General features: G+C 40.5%; 13 protein-coding genes. 10 read left to right on the top strand and 3 right to left on the bottom strand.

Annotated features, from left to right (window positions below; genetic code table 11):
• Positions 1-23 precede the first annotated feature (23 nt).
• Genes QT327_RS08225 through QT327_RS08235 form a run of 3 tightly spaced genes read left to right on the top strand, consistent with a single transcriptional unit; the run spans position 24 to position 1,733 of the window.
• A complete protein-coding gene (locus QT327_RS08225; protein ID WP_013663835.1) occupies positions 24-620 on the top strand; it encodes a short chain dehydrogenase in 597 nt (198 codons plus the stop codon).
• 18 nt (positions 621-638) lie between these two features.
• Positions 639-1,172, top strand: a complete 534-nt coding sequence (locus QT327_RS08230; RefSeq protein ID WP_013663836.1) for a YceI family protein — start codon at positions 639-641, stop codon at positions 1,170-1,172.
• Positions 1,173-1,175: 3 nt separating this feature from the next.
• Complete coding sequence (locus QT327_RS08235; RefSeq protein WP_013663837.1) at positions 1,176-1,733, top strand: acyl-CoA thioesterase; 558 nt, start codon at positions 1,176-1,178, stop codon at positions 1,731-1,733.
• On the opposite strand, the gene QT327_RS08240 is transcribed toward QT327_RS08235, so the two are convergent.
• A complete protein-coding gene (locus QT327_RS08240; protein WP_130858212.1) occupies positions 1,730-2,773 on the bottom strand; it encodes an isoaspartyl peptidase/L-asparaginase family protein in 1,044 nt (347 codons plus the stop codon). The genes QT327_RS08235 and QT327_RS08240 overlap by 4 nt on opposite strands.
• A gap of 199 nt (positions 2,774-2,972) precedes the next feature.
• Between QT327_RS08240 and QT327_RS08245 the strand changes: the two genes are divergently transcribed.
• Positions 2,973-3,461 carry an Lrp/AsnC family transcriptional regulator gene (locus QT327_RS08245; RefSeq protein WP_013663839.1) on the top strand — a complete coding sequence of 163 codons (489 nt, stop codon included), beginning with the start codon at positions 2,973-2,975 and terminating at the stop codon, positions 3,459-3,461.
• Positions 3,448-4,404, top strand: coding sequence for an EamA family transporter (locus tag QT327_RS08250; protein WP_149106282.1), 957 nt, complete (start codon positions 3,448-3,450; stop codon positions 4,402-4,404). Before QT327_RS08245 ends, QT327_RS08250 begins: the two co-directional genes overlap by 14 nt.
• A gap of 8 nt (positions 4,405-4,412) precedes the next feature.
• Here QT327_RS08250 and QT327_RS08255 read toward each other — a convergent pair whose 3' ends face one another.
• Positions 4,413-4,940, bottom strand: a complete 528-nt coding sequence (locus QT327_RS08255) for a DinB family protein (protein WP_130858214.1) — start codon at positions 4,938-4,940, stop codon at positions 4,413-4,415.
• A 325-nt stretch (positions 4,941-5,265) separates the two neighbouring features.
• Here QT327_RS08255 and QT327_RS08260 point away from each other — a divergent pair, with 325 nt between their 5' ends.
• The 5 genes from QT327_RS08260 (at position 5,266) to QT327_RS08280 (ending at position 15,437) form a co-directional block, all read left to right on the top strand.
• Positions 5,266-6,447 (top strand): Pycsar system effector family protein, encoded by a 1,182-nt coding sequence (locus QT327_RS08260; RefSeq protein ID WP_130858215.1) that lies wholly within the window; start codon positions 5,266-5,268, stop codon positions 6,445-6,447.
• Between the two features lie 7 nt (positions 6,448-6,454).
• Positions 6,455-8,500 (top strand): polyphosphate kinase 1, encoded by a 2,046-nt coding sequence (ppk1, locus tag QT327_RS08265; RefSeq protein ID WP_130858216.1) that lies wholly within the window; start codon positions 6,455-6,457, stop codon positions 8,498-8,500.
• A 28-nt stretch (positions 8,501-8,528) separates the two neighbouring features.
• A complete protein-coding gene (locus QT327_RS08270) occupies positions 8,529-9,377 on the top strand; it encodes an SdiA-regulated domain-containing protein (RefSeq protein WP_130858217.1) in 849 nt (282 codons plus the stop codon).
• Between the two features lie 77 nt (positions 9,378-9,454).
• Positions 9,455-13,075: a metallophosphoesterase gene (locus tag QT327_RS08275; RefSeq protein ID WP_130858218.1), complete on the top strand. Its 3,621-nt coding sequence runs from the start codon at positions 9,455-9,457 to the stop codon at positions 13,073-13,075.
• Positions 13,076-13,097: 22 nt separating this feature from the next.
• Positions 13,098-15,437: a GAF domain-containing protein gene (locus QT327_RS08280; RefSeq protein ID WP_149106284.1), complete on the top strand. Its 2,340-nt coding sequence runs from the start codon at positions 13,098-13,100 to the stop codon at positions 15,435-15,437.
• A 3-nt stretch (positions 15,438-15,440) separates the two neighbouring features.
• On the opposite strand, the gene QT327_RS08285 is transcribed toward QT327_RS08280, so the two are convergent.
• Positions 15,441-16,286, bottom strand: coding sequence for a phosphatase PAP2 family protein (locus QT327_RS08285; RefSeq protein WP_013663847.1), 846 nt, complete (start codon positions 16,284-16,286; stop codon positions 15,441-15,443).
• Positions 16,287-16,329: the final 43 nt, after the last annotated feature.

A 16,329-nucleotide genomic window follows, 5' to 3' on the forward strand; every position in this document is an offset into this window, starting at 1 on the left:
TAGTAACAAATAATTACATACAGATGAAAATTATTATTATCGGTGCGACAGGGACGATTGGCAGACATGTGGCAACACTTTTTGAAGGCAAACATGAACTCATTAAAGTGGGGACTACGAAAGGAGATTACCAAATAGATATTTGTTCCGAGCAATCAATAAAGATTTTTTTTGAAACTATTGGCCCCTTTGATGCGCTCATTAGCACGACCGGCAAAGCTGCTTTTAAGTCATTGAAAGACTTAAGCAACGCCGATTTCCGACTTGGTTTGGACAATAAGCTCTTAGGCCAAATCAGTTTGGTACTCATTGGACAACACTACATTAACCCGGCCGGCTCGTTTACACTGACATCAGGTATTCTATCTGAAGACCCCGTTCCAGGAGGATCTGCACTTAGTACAGTGAATGGTGCTATCAATGCTTTTGTAAAAGGAGCAGCAATCGAGCTAAAAAATGATGTGCGCATAAATGCTGTGAGTCCCGGCGTTGTGGAAGATTCGCCTTCTTTTTTTGAAGTTTTTCCGGGCCACATCCCCGTAAAAATGGAACGAGTAGCAAATGCTTACTATAAAAGCGTAATGGGTGCGTTGACAGGAGAAACAATCCGAGTATTCTAATTTCTTTTCAATTGATATATGACTAAATGGGAAATTGACCCAAAGCATTCAGAAATCCACTTTCGGGCAAAACACATGCTTATATCTACCGTAACTGGCTTATTCACCAAATTTGAAGGAACCGTAGACACCCTGGAACCTAATGATTTCGTTCAAGCATCGATCCATTTGTCTATCGACGTCGATAGTGTGTACACGAATGAATCTTACCGCGATGAACACCTTAAATCATCCGCGTTTTTTGACGTTGATAAGCATCCGTACATTACTTTTCGATCCACGGAGCTAAGCAAGGATGACGACAACGCAAGCACATTTGTGTTAAGAGGCATGCTCGACATAAAAGACATGGTTAAAGAAGTACAATTCCATGTTTCATTTGGCGGGACGGCAGAAGAGAACGGTCGATTAAAAGCAGGCTTTCAGGTATCAGGAATTATCAACAGGAAACACTTTGGTCTAACTTATAACCCATTAATGGAAGCAGGAGGAATGGTTGTGTCAGAAGAAATCGAACTGGCCGCCAACATTGAACTAATTAAAATATCTTGATGTATGAATAACTTTAAAACGGTGGCCGATTCTCAAACGGTAATGACCGAGCTCATGATTCCCTCCTATTCTAACTTTGGGGGCAAAATACACGGCGGGGTCATCTTATCGTTAATGGATAAAGTTGCATATGTATGTGCCGCAAAACACGCCGAAACTTATTGCGTCACCGCGTCGATCGACACAGTTGACTTTAGAGCTTCGGTGGAAGTGGGTGAGATTATTTCATTACTTGCTTCTGTAAATTATGTTGGTAACTCTTCACTTGTAGTGGGTATAAAAGTGTTGGCCGAAAATGTGAAGACGCATGCCGTTAAGCATACAAACTCGAGCTATTTTTCAATGGTTGCTTTAGATGAGGAAACCCACAAACCGGTCCAAGTTCCGGGCTTGATTCTGGAAAACGAAACGGAGATACAGCGCTTTATTACGGCGATGCACAGAAAGGAATTAAACCGCTATTATAAGCAAGAAGGCGAGCGTATCAAAGCTGATTTTAGGAATCAAGATTTTATTGAAGTACTAAAAAAAGAGCGATGCATTTTAAAACAATCGTATTAGTTTAAAGGTACATGCCCTCCATCTTTAAAGATTGCTACTTCCAGCTCTCCCTCCGCCGAAATAGCGCCACGGTACATCCCTGAAGTATTGAAGGGCATAGCAAGATTGCCCTCTTTATCCAGGGCGATCAGACCGCCGTTCCCCCCGCTTTTTGCTACTTTTGCGAGCGCGGTTTCCGCAGCTTCCTCTACTGTCAAACCCCTATAATCCATCAGGGCTGCCACATCATAAGCTACTACATTCCGAATATAAAATTCGCCCCAACCTGTGCAGGATACGGCAACCGACGCGTTATTAGCGTAGGTACCTGCACCTATAATGGGGGAATCACCTATTCGTCCAAACTTTTTATTAGTCATTCCACCCGTTGAGGTTCCTGCCGCTAAGTTGCCTTGATTATCAAGGGCAACACAACCCACTGTCCCGAACTTATCATCATGATGACCACCACCCAGCTTTACAGCGGTCTCATTCGCCTTTTTTTGGACAGCTTCTTGCTGAAGAGCCTTTTGAAGCCCATCCCATCGCTCCTTCGTATAGAAATACGACGGATCTACCATTGTTAGGCCTACTTGTCGAGCGAAGTCCTCTGCACCATCTCTCGCCAACAACACATGTTCTGATTTTTCCATAACTGCACGTGCGGCACTTATTGGATTCCGAACAATCTTTACGCCTGCAACTGCTCCTGCACGTAAGCTCTCTCCATCCATAATAGCTGCGTCCAATTCATTTTTGCCTTCGTGGGTAAAGACGGCGCCCTTTCCGGCATTGAATAAGGGAGAATCTTCCAACACTTGTATGGTTTTCTCGACCGCATCTAAAGCGCTTCCATCTTTCTGAATAATTTCATAGCCGACTGTTAATGCTTCCTTCAATTTTGCCTTATACGCTTGTTCCAATTCAGGCGTCATACGGCTAGGCTCGATGGTTCCCGCACCACCATGTATGACAAGTACATACTTTTTTATCTGCTGTTGTGCATGTACAAGGACCGGTAGTAAGGAGAATATTAGAATGAGTCTTAAAGGTAATGCCATCTTTTTGTTGGATTTATTTATGTAAAAGTACAGATTTTCATTAGAATCATCGGACCTATAACCAGCTCACGGACATACATCGTTTCCAACAGAAGCGAATCATCGAATATTATTCAAATTTTACATTTTATTAATGAACATTATTCGATAAAAACTATAATATTCTGTATTTTTGTCAGCTTTTTCAACAAATGTAACTATGCATGATATACAACTAGATCGCATCGATCTGGAAATATTAGATTATTTACAGAAAAACTCAAGGATGACAAATGCCGATTTAGCTCGGGAATTAGGCATGGCGCCATCTGGTATCTTAGAACGTGTTCGCAAACTTGAACAAAAGGGAGCATTAGTACAATATACCGCACGGGTCAATCCCGAGGCCGTTAATCAGAACCTGTTAGCCTTTATCTTTATTAAAGTGGCAGATGGTTTAGGCTGCGATGAAGCTGACAAACTGCTTAGCGAAATCGAAGCGATCCAAGAGGTTCATCATATCACGGGCGAAGATTGCTATTTGGTAAAAATCAGAGTCTCCAGCTCGGGGGAATTGATGCAATTCATGAAAACTTCGCTGAGGAATATTCCAAATATTGTATCAACAAGAACTACCATCGTGCTGGAAACAGTTAAAGAAAATCAGCACATCGTTATCAAAAGAGACACAGAAAATGACGAAAGCTAAGAATACATCTACAGCGGCCATTATTATCGCTTATTTGTTAATTTACATTGTCTGGGGTTCCACCTATTTTTTCATTCACATTGCTCTTCAGGGCTTTACTCCCTTTCTTTTGGGAGCCATACGATTTACGATCGCAGGTACGTTGTTGTTGATCTGGTGCAACAAAATGAAAGAGCCCATTTGGAATAAACAACTGCTAAAGACGGCAGCTGTTACGGGTATACTCCTTTTGTTCATCGATATGGGTTTAGTCATGAAGGCTCAACAATATTTACCAAGCAGCCTAATTGCTATTGTAGCAGCTTCTACCGCCATCTGGATTTTGCTGCTCGATAAAAAAATGTGGAAAGTTAATTTCCGGAACTGGAATACCGTTGTGGGTGTCATAGTAGGATTTGTAGGCGTCATTCTACTCTTTAGTGAACAATTAGCTGCCTCCTTTACTGAAACCGGCTTATCCAATAAAGCAATCGGTATGTGCTTACTCATACTAGGAACACTTTCGTGGGCATCAGGCTCGGTATATTCGAAATACAGCGTATTACCTAGCGGTGTTACCTTTGCTAATGCCGCTTGGCAGATGCTAATAGCAGGCATATTATTTTGGGGTGCCGCCTTTGCACATGGCGATGTACAGCAATTTCATATGCAGGCCACACCTGTCTCTTCTTGGCTAGCCATCGGATACCTGATTATCTTTGGTTCCATTCTGGCCTTCACAAGTTATATTTGGTTATTGAAAGTACGTCCGGCAACAGAGGTTAGTACCCATGCCTATGTCAATCCATTGGTGGCTGTCTTTCTGGGCAGCACCTTCGCCAACGAACAGGTAACTTTGATTCAAATTATAGGCCTTGCTATTATTTTGTGCGGCGTTGCCATGATAAATTTCGTCAAGGCAAAGAAGGGCAAGCAAATGAAGCCCCTGTGCCCCGATCAATAGGAAGATTTTCACTTAGCCATTATGTTGTAAAAATTATAATCCGTCATTGGAGCATCCGTGAATCCGAGCTGCCGACCAATGCTTACCACTTGTCCCCGATGATACGTGTTGTGATTTACAAACTGCATGATGTACTCTAAAGCCGAAAATTCGCAGTTAAACCACGGACTTTCGACTAAAACCGGCTCTTGTAATTCTTTAACCGTCAAGGCACTTACATAATCTGCGATTTGAGCCGACTGCTCCACCAAGCAGCTCATTACTTCGTCAATCGTAAAAAGATCTTTTTCCGGATCGAAGTCATATTTCTCATTAATGATAGCAAACCAATAACCCTGTGTTTTATACATATGTTTCAGTGTTAATAGAACACTTGGGAAACTGGAAATAACCTCTTTTTCAAGAAGTTTCTTCGGCTTTGTTTTTAACCAGTTAACTAATGTAATGTTAGTCCACAAATCGTAGTCTACATAATTTCTTATCAGACTAGTGAGTCCTACTGTTTCGAGTTCGAAGATCAAGTTTTCTTTTACCATAATCGCCTAGTTTTATAGAACAAAGAAAGAATGCGCCAGTGACAACAGTATGTCATCCTCTTTTATTTTTGCGAGCCCGCAAACAATCTTTTATAACTTGGCAACTTAAAAATCTTATAACGGCAATCAGGCTTTACAGCATGATAAAAAACAGACGTTAGTAGTGCTTTAAGGGGCTATGTGAGCAATCGCTGAGACTTAGCTAACCAGTCTTATCCTATCGTTTGAATTACCGGCGCAAATAGTACATTAAAATGGCTGTTTTATGCATTGTATTATACTATCAATTTAATTAAGTTTGTTTAGAAATGCCAAAGAAGATTAAATGGATTATCAGGCTATTATTCAAGAATCTGCCAGCTGGATAAAGGATTATATCAAAGCGAGAAATAACACCAATTTATGTTTTCACGACATAGAACATATACATCAGGTAGTTGATGCCAGTAGGAAAATCGGCGAATATTATCAGCTATCAGCGGAAGACAATTTCATTGTTCAGGTAGCTGCTTATTTTCACGACGTGGGATATTATACAGGACCTCCCCAAAATCACGAATTACGCAGCGCCGAAATTGCTGAAAATTTTTTGCAGGAAAGGCAGGTAGAAGCATCTGTTATTGAATCCATAAAAAAATGCATTGTTGCTACCCGCATGCCGCAAAATCCACAAAACTTGCTAGAAAAAATTGTTTGTGACGCGGACCTATTCCATTTGGGAAGCGATGGCTTCAATGAAAGGAACAAACTCATGCGTAAAGAAGCAGAAGGTTGCCAAGGCAAATCAATTGACAAAGAAACTTGGCGTAACGGAACGATCGCCTTGATGGAAAGGCACCACTACCATACCGAATATGCGAATCTTTTTCTAAAAGATAAGAAACTTGAAAATTTAGCGTCACTTAAATCAAAAGCCAACCATACGTCCATGGAAGAAGAAAAAAAACAAAAGAAAGATAAAGATAAAGACAAAGATAAACGTCCCGACAGAGGGATCGAGACCATGTTTAGGGTCACATCTACCAATAATCAACGTTTAAGTGACATGGCAGATAACAAAAGTAACATCCTTATAACCGTCAACTCCATTATTCTTTCGGTTATTATAGCCTTACTTTTGAGAAAACTCGACAGTAATGAGCATCTTGTTTTACCTACTTTTGTCTTGCTTGCCGTTAGTTTATCAACCATGGTAGTTGCGATCTTAGCTACTCGCCCTTATATACCCAACGGCATTTTTTCTGCCGAAGATATGAAAGAGAAGAAAGTAAACCTTCTCTTTTTCGGTAATTTTTACAGAATGGGGTTGCAAGAATACAACGAAGGTATGCGTACGGTAATGGAAGACCGTGATTTTCTATACGGGACCTTAATTAAAGACGTTTACTCACAGGGTGTGGTGCTGGGCAGGAAATATCGATTACTGCGAATCGCGTACAACATATTTATGTATGGCTTAATTGCGTCTGTTCTATCATTTATTGCGGTCATTGTCACCATTCAATAATACTACCATGCTCAAAAAACGAGAGAAGCTTTTAAATAGTCGAGACATAAGTTGGCTTTCTTTCAATGGTCGAGTGCTTGAGGAAGCGGCAAAAGATGAAGTTCCTCTGCTGGAGCGTTTAAAATTCTTAGCGATCTATTCTTCTAATCTAGACGAATTTTATCGTGTAAGAATTCCCGTCTTAATGGCATTGAAAGAATTAAAGAAACGAGCCATCGCCTCGCAAAAGCTCATAAAGAAGGGTATACTAAAGAAAACCAAAAAAATTATTGAGACACAACAGGCTTATTTCGGAAGTATTTTAAAGCAGCATATTATTCCCGATCTAAAAAATAAAAATATCCACTTAGTATATAATGAGGACATCCCCGATTGTATTAAGAAAAAAACGGATCGCTTCTTTTTTGATACCATTGCTGCTTTCCTCGAAATCATTCACCCTGAACAAAAAGCGTTTTCTCCAAAGAACAACCAGCTTTATTTGGCAGCTGATTTCGGCGATGCGAACAAAGGACTGGCGCTTGTAAGCATTCCCTCTGATGAGATACCTAGATTTTTTCACACACAGATTGAGAATACGCACTACGTTGTATTAATTGACGACATTATAAGAGCCAATCTAAAATATATTTTTACGCAAATCCCTCAGTGTGTTTTTTCTTTCAAAGTAACACGTGATGCCGAGCTTGACCTACAGGACGAATTTAATGGTGACCTAGCTAATGAAATCGAAAAATTGTTGGTTTTAAGAGATTATGGAATGGCCACTCGATTCCTATATGCACCAGGCGTTCCACAGCCAACGCTAAATCATTTGATTAGGTGTTTGCAACTCGAGCATGCCAATCATATTGAAGGGGGAGTTTACCATAACTTAAAGGATTTTTTTGCTTTCCCGGTAAGAGACCAACAGCTTCAATACGCGAAATTGCCTGTTGCGGAAATCACCTACCAACATGCAAGCTTATTTGAGGAAATAAAACACCGTGACCTGTTGCTTCACACACCATACCACTCTTATGACCCCATTTTGCGCTTTTTTAACGAGGCAGTTCTCAACCCGGAAGTAGAAGAAATTTTCATTACACTTTATCGGGTAGCCACCAATTCTCAAATTGTACATGCCTTGATAAGCGCAGCAAAAAACGGCAAAAGGGTAACCGTATTTGTGGAATTGAAAGCTCGTTTTGATGAAGCTAATAATATCAAATGGGCAAAAAGGATGGAAAATGCAGGAATCCGAATTATATATAGCGATCAGAAGCTAAAAGTCCATGCCAAAATTTCGTTAGTCAAACTTCGCGCTAATGCACCTCTAAACGCAATAGCGCTACTCTCAACCGGTAATTTTAACGAAAATACCGCGAAGACCTATACGGATCATTCGTTGTTCACTTCCTCATCTTTTATAACCGGCGAATTAGATCTACTCTTTACTTATTTGAGCAGCACAAGCTTTGGAAAGGAATATCCGGCTTTGCCTTTTCAACACTTACTTGTAGCCAAATTTAACTTACTTCCGACCTTTTTACATCACATAAATAATGAAATCAATCGGGCTTTGAACGGTGAAGAAGCCGCGATTATTATTAAACTAAACAACTTGGAAGAAGAAAAGTTAATTCATAAGTTGTACGAAGCTAGTCAGGCAGGCGTTAAAATTCATCTAATCGTACGAAGTATTTGTAGAATTCGGCCCGGAATACCCGGATTAAGCGAAAACATACGTATTGTCCGTATCGTTGATCGCTATCTTGAACACGGACGGATATTTGTTTTCCACAATGGTGGAAATGAACGCGTATTTCTCGGCTCATCGGATTGGATGGATCGAAATATTTACCGTCGTATCGAAGTGTGTTTCCCGATTTATAACGAAGAACTAAAACAGCAGATTAAGCAAATGCTGACTCTGCAACTACAGGATGATATAGCGGCTGTCCAGTTAGATAAAAACGCCCAAAACGTGGAGTTGGCCGAAGGGACCACTCGCTCGCAGGAGGAGATACATAAATTAATTCATGCATCATTTCGTGACCTTATGTATCAATAATTAATATGTAACCATTAATAATACATCAATGAAATCGTTATTTACGTTATACATAGCACTAATTGCATGTGCGGCTTGTGCACAAAAAAAAGATCCCTCATTTACCTCACCAAGTCATTATAACTTAAATGAGCCTCAGCAAATGGAGTTTCCACCTGAACTAGAAGAAGTATCAGGCATAACCTTTGTTAATGGGGATTCGAACCGACTGCTTGCGCAGCAAGATGAACAGGGGCATGTATATTATTTAAAAGCAGGTGACAAGTCTACTAAATATGTTAAGTTTGCCGGTAAAGGAGATTATGAAGATATTGCTGTCAGTAACGATCGTATTGTTCTCCTTCGGAGCGACGGTTCTTTTTTTTCCTTTCCGCTTCAAGAACTATATGAAGCAGAGATCGATGCGATGGTTTCCGAAAAAATTTTACCTAAAGGCGAATATGAAAGCTTAGCTGCTTCTATCACGAACAATCGTCTATATGTTTTATGTAAACAATGTAGTGTCGACAAAAAAACATCACAGACCACCGGTTACATTCTTAAACTTGAGTCAGGGAGTCAGATTATAAAAGAGGGAAGCTTTTCTATTGATAATGAAGAGATCAGTAAATATGTAAAACTAAAAGGTAAAGCTTTTAGACCATCGGCATTGACGCGAAACGAAAAAACAAATGAATGGTATATTGTTTCGTCCATTAATAAGCTTTTATTGATTGCAGATCATGATTGGAAAGTAAAAGAAGCGCATCTGTTGAATCCAAAGCTATTCAATCAACCGGAAGGTATTGCTTTCGACAAGGATAACAATCTTTATATAAGCAACGAAGCAGGTGATTCGGGAAGAGCCACCTTGCTTAAATTTAATTATAAGCATTAGAAAAAACAGGGACTACCTTTTGGCCTAAATAAGACAGAAGATATCCATATTTTCCTTTCAAAAACAGACGGAGGCATATGAACAATAAATTTTTACTTGTTTCTTTTACGCTTCTTTGTATTGTCTTTATAGCAGCCAATGCACAGGAACCTTTTATCAAAAGTCGGACAATATTCATAGGCGATGCCGGAGAATCGAATACTGCTCAGCATGCCGTTATTGAAGCTGCCACCCGGCAAGTGCTTACTGGTAAAACCACGGTCTTTTTTCTTGGCGACAATATTTATCCTAAAGGAATGCCGGTGAATCCGTCTGAAAAACAAATAGGCGAAGAAATTTTAAAATCACAATTTAGTCCTTTTCGAGCGAAGCAAATACCTGTGTACTTTTTACCTGGAAATCACGATTGGGATCGTTCAGGTAAGCAAGGTCTCAGAAAGCTTAAAGCCCAATCAAATTATCTTAAAACTGTTGGGGATTCTTTATTACGGATGGTCCCCGAGAACGGTTGCCCTGACCCGGTAGAAATTAGTATTTCAGAGAACCTGACGGTCATTGCATACGATAGCGAATGGTGGTTGTTTCCTTTCGACAAAATAAATCGCGATACAACTTGCAACTGTAGCAGTAAAGAAGAAGTATTGGAGCGTCTAGAAAGTTTGCTTTATAAAAATAGAAATAAAACGGTATTACTTGCGTCGCATCATCCGTTTTCTTCTTACGGAGTACATGGGGGATATTTTTCTTGGAAAGATCATCTTTTCCCACTGACTAATTTGAGCAAAAAACTCTATCTTCCCCTGCCTTTGGTAGGGTCGTTGTATCCCATTTTAAGATCAACCGTATTCTTACATCCCGAAGATATCCCCCACCCACTCTATCAACAAATGATACAAGATATCAAACATACAGTAGATGAATTTCCTAATCTATTGTATGTAGCAGGCCATGAACATGGCCTCCAACTTTTGTCGGATGGCAACACGTTACAACTTGTTAGCGGCGGCGGATCAAAGGGAAGTTTCATTAAAAATGGCAAAAAGGCTTTATTCACAAATAAAGAAACTGGATTTGTTATTGTCGACGAATGGATGGATAAAAGCAAGCAGATTCGGTTTTTTACTTCGAATAGCGGCATGTTTAAAGAAACATACAACTACAAAAAGTCTTTTGTTGATCCCATTCCCTTGGGAGATTCTCTTTTTCTAAGTCACTCCGATATAGACAGTACCGTGACGCAGGCGAACCCTTTGTACAATCGAGTGGGAAAATTTCACCGAAAACTTTTTGGTGAAAATTACAGGCAAGAATGGGCCGTCGACTCAAAAGTGCCCGTTATCCGAATTTCCTCCTTTCAGGGCGGTTTAACGCCCTTGAAACGAGGAGGGGGTATGCAGACAGTATCACTACGACTGGCGGACAAGTCGGGGAAGGAATGGGTTATTCGAAGCGTTAATAAGAACACCGATGCCTTGCTCCCTCCGGAACTGCAACAGACGTTTGCGCGTGATTTTCTCGATGACGCCAACAGTGCACAGCATCCTTATTCAGCACTGATGATACCACCATTAGCTGATGCCGTTGGCGTTGCTCATAGTAATCCCATCATTGGTATTATTGCACCCGACACAGCCTTGGGCGCTTATAACAACATTTTTGCCAACACGCTATGTTTAATAGAAGAGCGCGAACCTTTGGGTGACTCCGACAATACGCTCAAAATGCTCAGTAAAATCAATCACGATAATGATGACATCTACAAAGCAAAGACTTTCCTGCGAGCCCGCATGTTAGATCTTTTGGTAGGCGATTGGGATCGCCATGAAGATCAATGGCGATGGTATGACGATAGCAAAGGTAAAGACAAAGATTACCTACCGATACCGAGGGACAGAGATCAGGCTTTTAGAAAAGTGGAGGGTCTTTTCCCAAATATTATGTCTCGTAGTTGGGCACTACCTACATTACAGGGCTTTCGTGCGACTATCAATCGACCTAACTATTCTTTATTTAAATCACGCTTCTTAAATGCACATTCAAAAAATCAGTTCACTTTTGAGGAATGGATGAAATTGGCTCATGAATTTGTCGCAAACATCACCGATAGCGTACTGGAAGAAGGTTTGAAGAGACTACCAGCGTCTTCTTATGCCATTCGTCACGATTCCCTTTTTGCCGAGCTCAAGAATAGAAGGGATGCTATCCCTGCAGCCATGGAAACTTATTACCGCTTTATCAACAATATTGTAGATATAAAACTAAGTGATAAACACGAATGGGTGGAGGTGGAAGACGACAACGATAAAGGCCTAAAGGTGACGGTTAGAAAGATAAATAAGGAGGGGGAACGGAAAGACAAGCTAATGGAGAAGGAATATTTACCGACTTTGACCAAAGAAATCCGAATTTATTTAGCAGATGGGGATGATAGTGTTTATATAGAAAACAAGCATGCTCCCATTAAACTTCGTGTTATCGGTGGACAAGGAAAAAAGGTCTATCATATAAACACCGCTGTCCGACCGGTTAAGATTTATGATCCGGGTCAGCAGTCCCTTTTTTCCGGACAGGTATCGAAATTGAGAAAGCACCTTTCCAAAGACAGTGCCAACACGGCATTTGTTCCGGTAAATTTATATAATGTTTGGATGCCACTGATAACCGCAGGTTACAATGCGGATGATGGAATCCTGATTGGAGGCGGATTTAGGTACACCCACCAGCGCGGCTTTAGAAAAAGTCCCTTTGCCCATCAACAACAATTACTTGTGTCGGGCGCCTTCGCTACAGGAGCCGTTAAAGTAAAATATAAAGGAACCTGGAAGGAAGTAGTGGGTAAGGCGGATCTTTTAACAGACGTCAATATACATGCACCAAACAATACACAAAACTTTTTTGGCTTAGGGAACAATTCCATCTATGATAAAGATAGTCATTCAGTAAGGTATTACCGAACTCGATTTAATCTATATGAGATGCATGGAGCATTGCGATGGACGCCGACTGAAACTGCTTCGATTTCAATAGGGCCCTCCTTCCAATTGTATTATTATGATTCAGATGATAATGAGGGTCGATTTATAAACAACACCGATCAGCTTCATACCTATGACAGTTTAACGATCGCCAAAGACAAGCTTTTTGCGGGATTTAATGCTTCCTTTCTCAAGGATAATAGAAATAGCAAAATAATGACAACTGAAGGGGGATACCTAAAATTAGATATACAAGGCTTAACGGGTTTGAATGATTACTCGAAATCTTTCTTTCAGGCAAAAGCTGAAGTTGCAGTCTATAAAAGCATTTGGCAAAATGCTGTAACCTTGGCTAATCGATTGGGTGGCGGGACAACCTTGGGAAAGACGACCTTTTATCAGGCACTATTTTTAGGTGGACAAAATAATCTCTGGGGATATCGCCAATATCGATTTGCCGGAGATCATTTATTTTTTAATAATTTTGAAGCCAGGATTAAGCTGGCACAGATCGGCAGCTATATTTTACCGGGACAACTTGGGCTACTAGGCTTTTATGATATCGGTAAAGTTTGGGTTGACGGATTGGATAACAGTTCCATACATCAGGGTACGGGAGCCGGTGTATATTATGCCCCCGCAAGAATTGCACTTTTGCAATTGGTAGCAGGTCATTCAAAAGAAGGTTGGTACCCTTATTTTACCATGGGATTCCGTTTTTAACTACTAATTCCTCAGATCAACAATGTTTGCGCAGGTAATCGATTTATCGGAAAATAAAAAAGATTTATTAGGCGAGCTCGATATACAGCTGTCCCTCGATAGCTTTATAACACATTTAAGAAAGCTCGCAAGTACTCAGGATAACGTGAAGCATGAAATGCTAGAATTTATACTTCACAAATTCTTAGAAACGAGAGAGACTTATGGACCGTTGACGGAAGAAAATTTAGCAAGTTACAAGCAAATCTTATTCTATACCTATAATTTGCTGGTACCTCCACTCGAAGACGAACACGATACGCTCTGGGCGCTGGCAACACCATTAGGAAAAAATGTGTTTTACGGCACACAAGGCTTCTACAATCTGTTGCGTCAGGAATTTTGTGAAGAAACTTTTAAAGACATCGAAGAAAAGACTAAGAAAAAGGACCTGCTCGAGCAGTCCATATATAGCCTACTTCTAGAACGTTTTTACGAAATTCCCGCCGTGGAAGACGAAGTGATCGAATTTTCTTCGAAAGATGAAGTAACGGGCTTACCTCGCTACTATGCCATCCAAATTGATAAACGCTTTGTGGACATCACTCCCAAAATGAAGCTACCGGAACTGGATTATAAAAAAATTAGACAGAATAACGTTCAGCAGTTTGAATGGAGGTTTTTACGTGAATTACTTCCGCTCAACCAGTTCTCTTTTACAGGCTTTTCGATTATTACGGTGAAGGAAATCACACCCGATCGCGTTATCCAGAATATTCGGGATATCGTAAGTCGAAACTCAGACGAAGAACTTGAGCACGCTTATGACGTATTGCAAGAATCCTTGCAAACGCTTACCGGTAATCAACATATTAAGTTTGGTTTATCTCCCATCTTGAAACTGAACAACAAACCAATATTGGATCAGGTATATATGCATGCCAGTATATTACCTGCTCTGTTGAAGAAGAAAACAAGAAACTGCCAGGAAGCTAACATTACGGAATCTTACTTGCTCAACCCTCAAATCATAGTATATAATGTCGGGATAGATTTCGGAGATAACAACTTCAAATTCCTGAACGACCTTTCCGATCTCGGTGTTACTTCTTATGTATGTATCCCCTTATATTATAACAATAAGGTAACGGGACTTTTAGAAGTTTATACCAACGAAGGTCATACCTTTGACAAGATTGTCCTGGCAAAGTTGCGCCGAGCCGCCCCTTTACTTGCGCAGTTACTGAATGATCAAGCACATAGATTCAACGCTCGCATCGACGCGGTAATAAAAGAAAAGTTTACATCCTTACAACCAGCCGTCCAATGGAAATTTAATCAAGCTGCATATGAATACTTGAAAAAGATAGCGCCGGAAAAACCGAAACCCATTATTGAAAACGTTCAATTCAAGAATGTTTATCCCTTATATGGGGCTATTGATATTAGAAATTCTACAATTGAGCGCAATAAAGCCTTAGTTGCCGACTATAAAATACAATTAGGTTTATTAAAACAGGTATTACAAGACATCAAAAACGTTTATAGTATTGCACTACTCGATGAAATGGAATTTAATTGTGATAAGTGGTTGACCCAATTAGACACGAGTCCAATCGACGTTGTACAAATGAAGGTTAAAGACTTCATGGAGAAAGAAGTGTACATGTTATTGATGCACTTCAAAAACAGTAATTCAACTTTAGCAGCGATCATCGAAAAATATGAACAAGAAGTACTAGCGGAAACAGGGAAAGCCCATCAGCATCGACGCGCGCTCGAATCATCCATCGCCACCATTAATACCGCTATTAACGGTTATTTAGAATTATTAAATGATGAAATACAGCGCTCTTATCCTTGCTATTTTGAGAAGTTCAGAACCGACGGCGTTGAATATGATATTTATATAGGACAATCTATTGCTCCTGAAAGGCCATTTGACATGCTCTATCTCAAAAACGTAAGGCTTTGGCAGCTTACGTCAATGGCTTCCATTGCAAAAATAACGCACACCTTACTTCAACAGATGGAAACTCCGCTTGAAACGACCCAGCTTATTTTTATCAATGGAAACGATATAGATATTAGCTTCCGCGTGGACGAAAGGCGTTTTGATGTAGAAGGAGCCTATAACATTCGATACCACATCATAAAAAAGAGAATCGATAAAGTTCACTTAAAAGATTCTTTTGAACGGCTCACCCAGCCTGGAAAGATTGCTTTGGTATATTACGATGCGAGAGAGATTAAAGAGTATATGAGCTATATTAATTATCTCCAAAATAAAGACATTTTATTAGACGATATGGAAGAGCTTGAACTAGAGGAATTACAAGGCGTAAGTGGCTTAAAAGCGATACGAATCGGTGTAAAACTTTAATTGCTAAAAAACGCCTACTAAGCCAATTCCACGCCGTGCAGGCGTAACGGTCCAAGTAATCTGGTTCTGCTTTTTAAAAGGGTTTCTATACTTACTCTCCTCCATACGGCGGACTATTGCCTTCGTACAGAACCAAGATATAGCACCGCCAAAAGCCATATCGGATAGCCAATGGGAATCGCTGTACATACGACTTACCAGTGTAACGCCCGCAGTACTGTAAAATAGCGCTTTTAACAGCGGGCTTTTTACTCGATGCCCCAGTACCAGCGCGCTCACGGTTGCGATCTGCATATGTCCGGATGGAAAGGAATGATAACCTGCTTCCGGAGAGAAAGGATCGAAGGCCCAGGGGCCCACGTCCGTTGCCGGTCTCGCTCGCCCTACGGCGGTTTTCATCAAGGTCTGTAAGGCGCCACTTGTCAGGTATGCAGCACCCAACATGAGCCCCGTTTCCCTAGCCCATTCATTTTTAATAACTAACCCCGTTAAATAAAAGCCGCCGGTCATGATAAAGGCCGCATAAGGTTTACCATAATGAAAACCGGCGCGCTCAATGCCATCCCACACTTTAGAATTCCGATCCTGCCAAAAGTTCCTGTTTGGTTTGTCTAAGGTTGTTAATAACGCGGTTCCGCCAAGAACCGCCCCTACCTTTAACCAATCAGATCCTTTCCATCGAATAGGGCTCGAAACGGTATATGCTACACCGTCCACAAAACGGATTGCATCAGACGTAATTTTTTGTTTGTTTATACTATCTACGGAGATGCTATCATTCATCGCATAAGCAGCAAATCCCATGGTACTAAAGATCAGTATAAATACTGCCTTGCTTAGGTAATTCATATGTTGTAAAAGGATATTCTTCTGCAAAATATGGAATTTCAGC

The sequence above is a fragment of the Olivibacter sp. 47 genome (assembly GCF_030372825.1).
GTDB lineage: Bacteria > Bacteroidota > Bacteroidia > Sphingobacteriales > Sphingobacteriaceae > Olivibacter > Olivibacter oleidegradans.

Excerpts from the sequence above, each read along its gene's own strand:
- QT327_RS08225 (WP_013663835.1), top strand. The coding sequence starts at position 24 with ATGAAAATTATTATTATCGGTGCGACAGGGACGATTGGCAGACATGTG.
- QT327_RS08230 (WP_013663836.1), top strand. The coding sequence starts at position 639 with ATGACTAAATGGGAAATTGACCCAAAGCATTCAGAAATCCACTTTCGG.
- QT327_RS08235 (WP_013663837.1), top strand. The coding sequence starts at position 1,176 with ATGAATAACTTTAAAACGGTGGCCGATTCTCAAACGGTAATGACCGAG.
- QT327_RS08240 (WP_130858212.1), bottom strand. The coding sequence starts at position 2,773 with ATGGCATTACCTTTAAGACTCATTCTAATATTCTCCTTACTACCGGTC.
- QT327_RS08245 (WP_013663839.1), top strand. The coding sequence starts at position 2,973 with ATGCATGATATACAACTAGATCGCATCGATCTGGAAATATTAGATTAT.
- QT327_RS08250 (WP_149106282.1), top strand. The coding sequence starts at position 3,448 with ATGACGAAAGCTAAGAATACATCTACAGCGGCCATTATTATCGCTTAT.
- QT327_RS08255 (WP_130858214.1), bottom strand. The coding sequence starts at position 4,940 with ATGGTAAAAGAAAACTTGATCTTCGAACTCGAAACAGTAGGACTCACT.
- QT327_RS08260 (WP_130858215.1), top strand. The coding sequence starts at position 5,266 with ATGGATTATCAGGCTATTATTCAAGAATCTGCCAGCTGGATAAAGGAT.
- ppk1 (WP_130858216.1), top strand. The coding sequence starts at position 6,455 with ATGCTCAAAAAACGAGAGAAGCTTTTAAATAGTCGAGACATAAGTTGG.
- QT327_RS08270 (WP_130858217.1), top strand. The coding sequence starts at position 8,529 with ATGAAATCGTTATTTACGTTATACATAGCACTAATTGCATGTGCGGCT.
- QT327_RS08275 (WP_130858218.1), top strand. The coding sequence starts at position 9,455 with ATGAACAATAAATTTTTACTTGTTTCTTTTACGCTTCTTTGTATTGTC.
- QT327_RS08280 (WP_149106284.1), top strand. The coding sequence starts at position 13,098 with ATGTTTGCGCAGGTAATCGATTTATCGGAAAATAAAAAAGATTTATTA.
- QT327_RS08285 (WP_013663847.1), bottom strand. The coding sequence starts at position 16,286 with ATGAATTACCTAAGCAAGGCAGTATTTATACTGATCTTTAGTACCATG.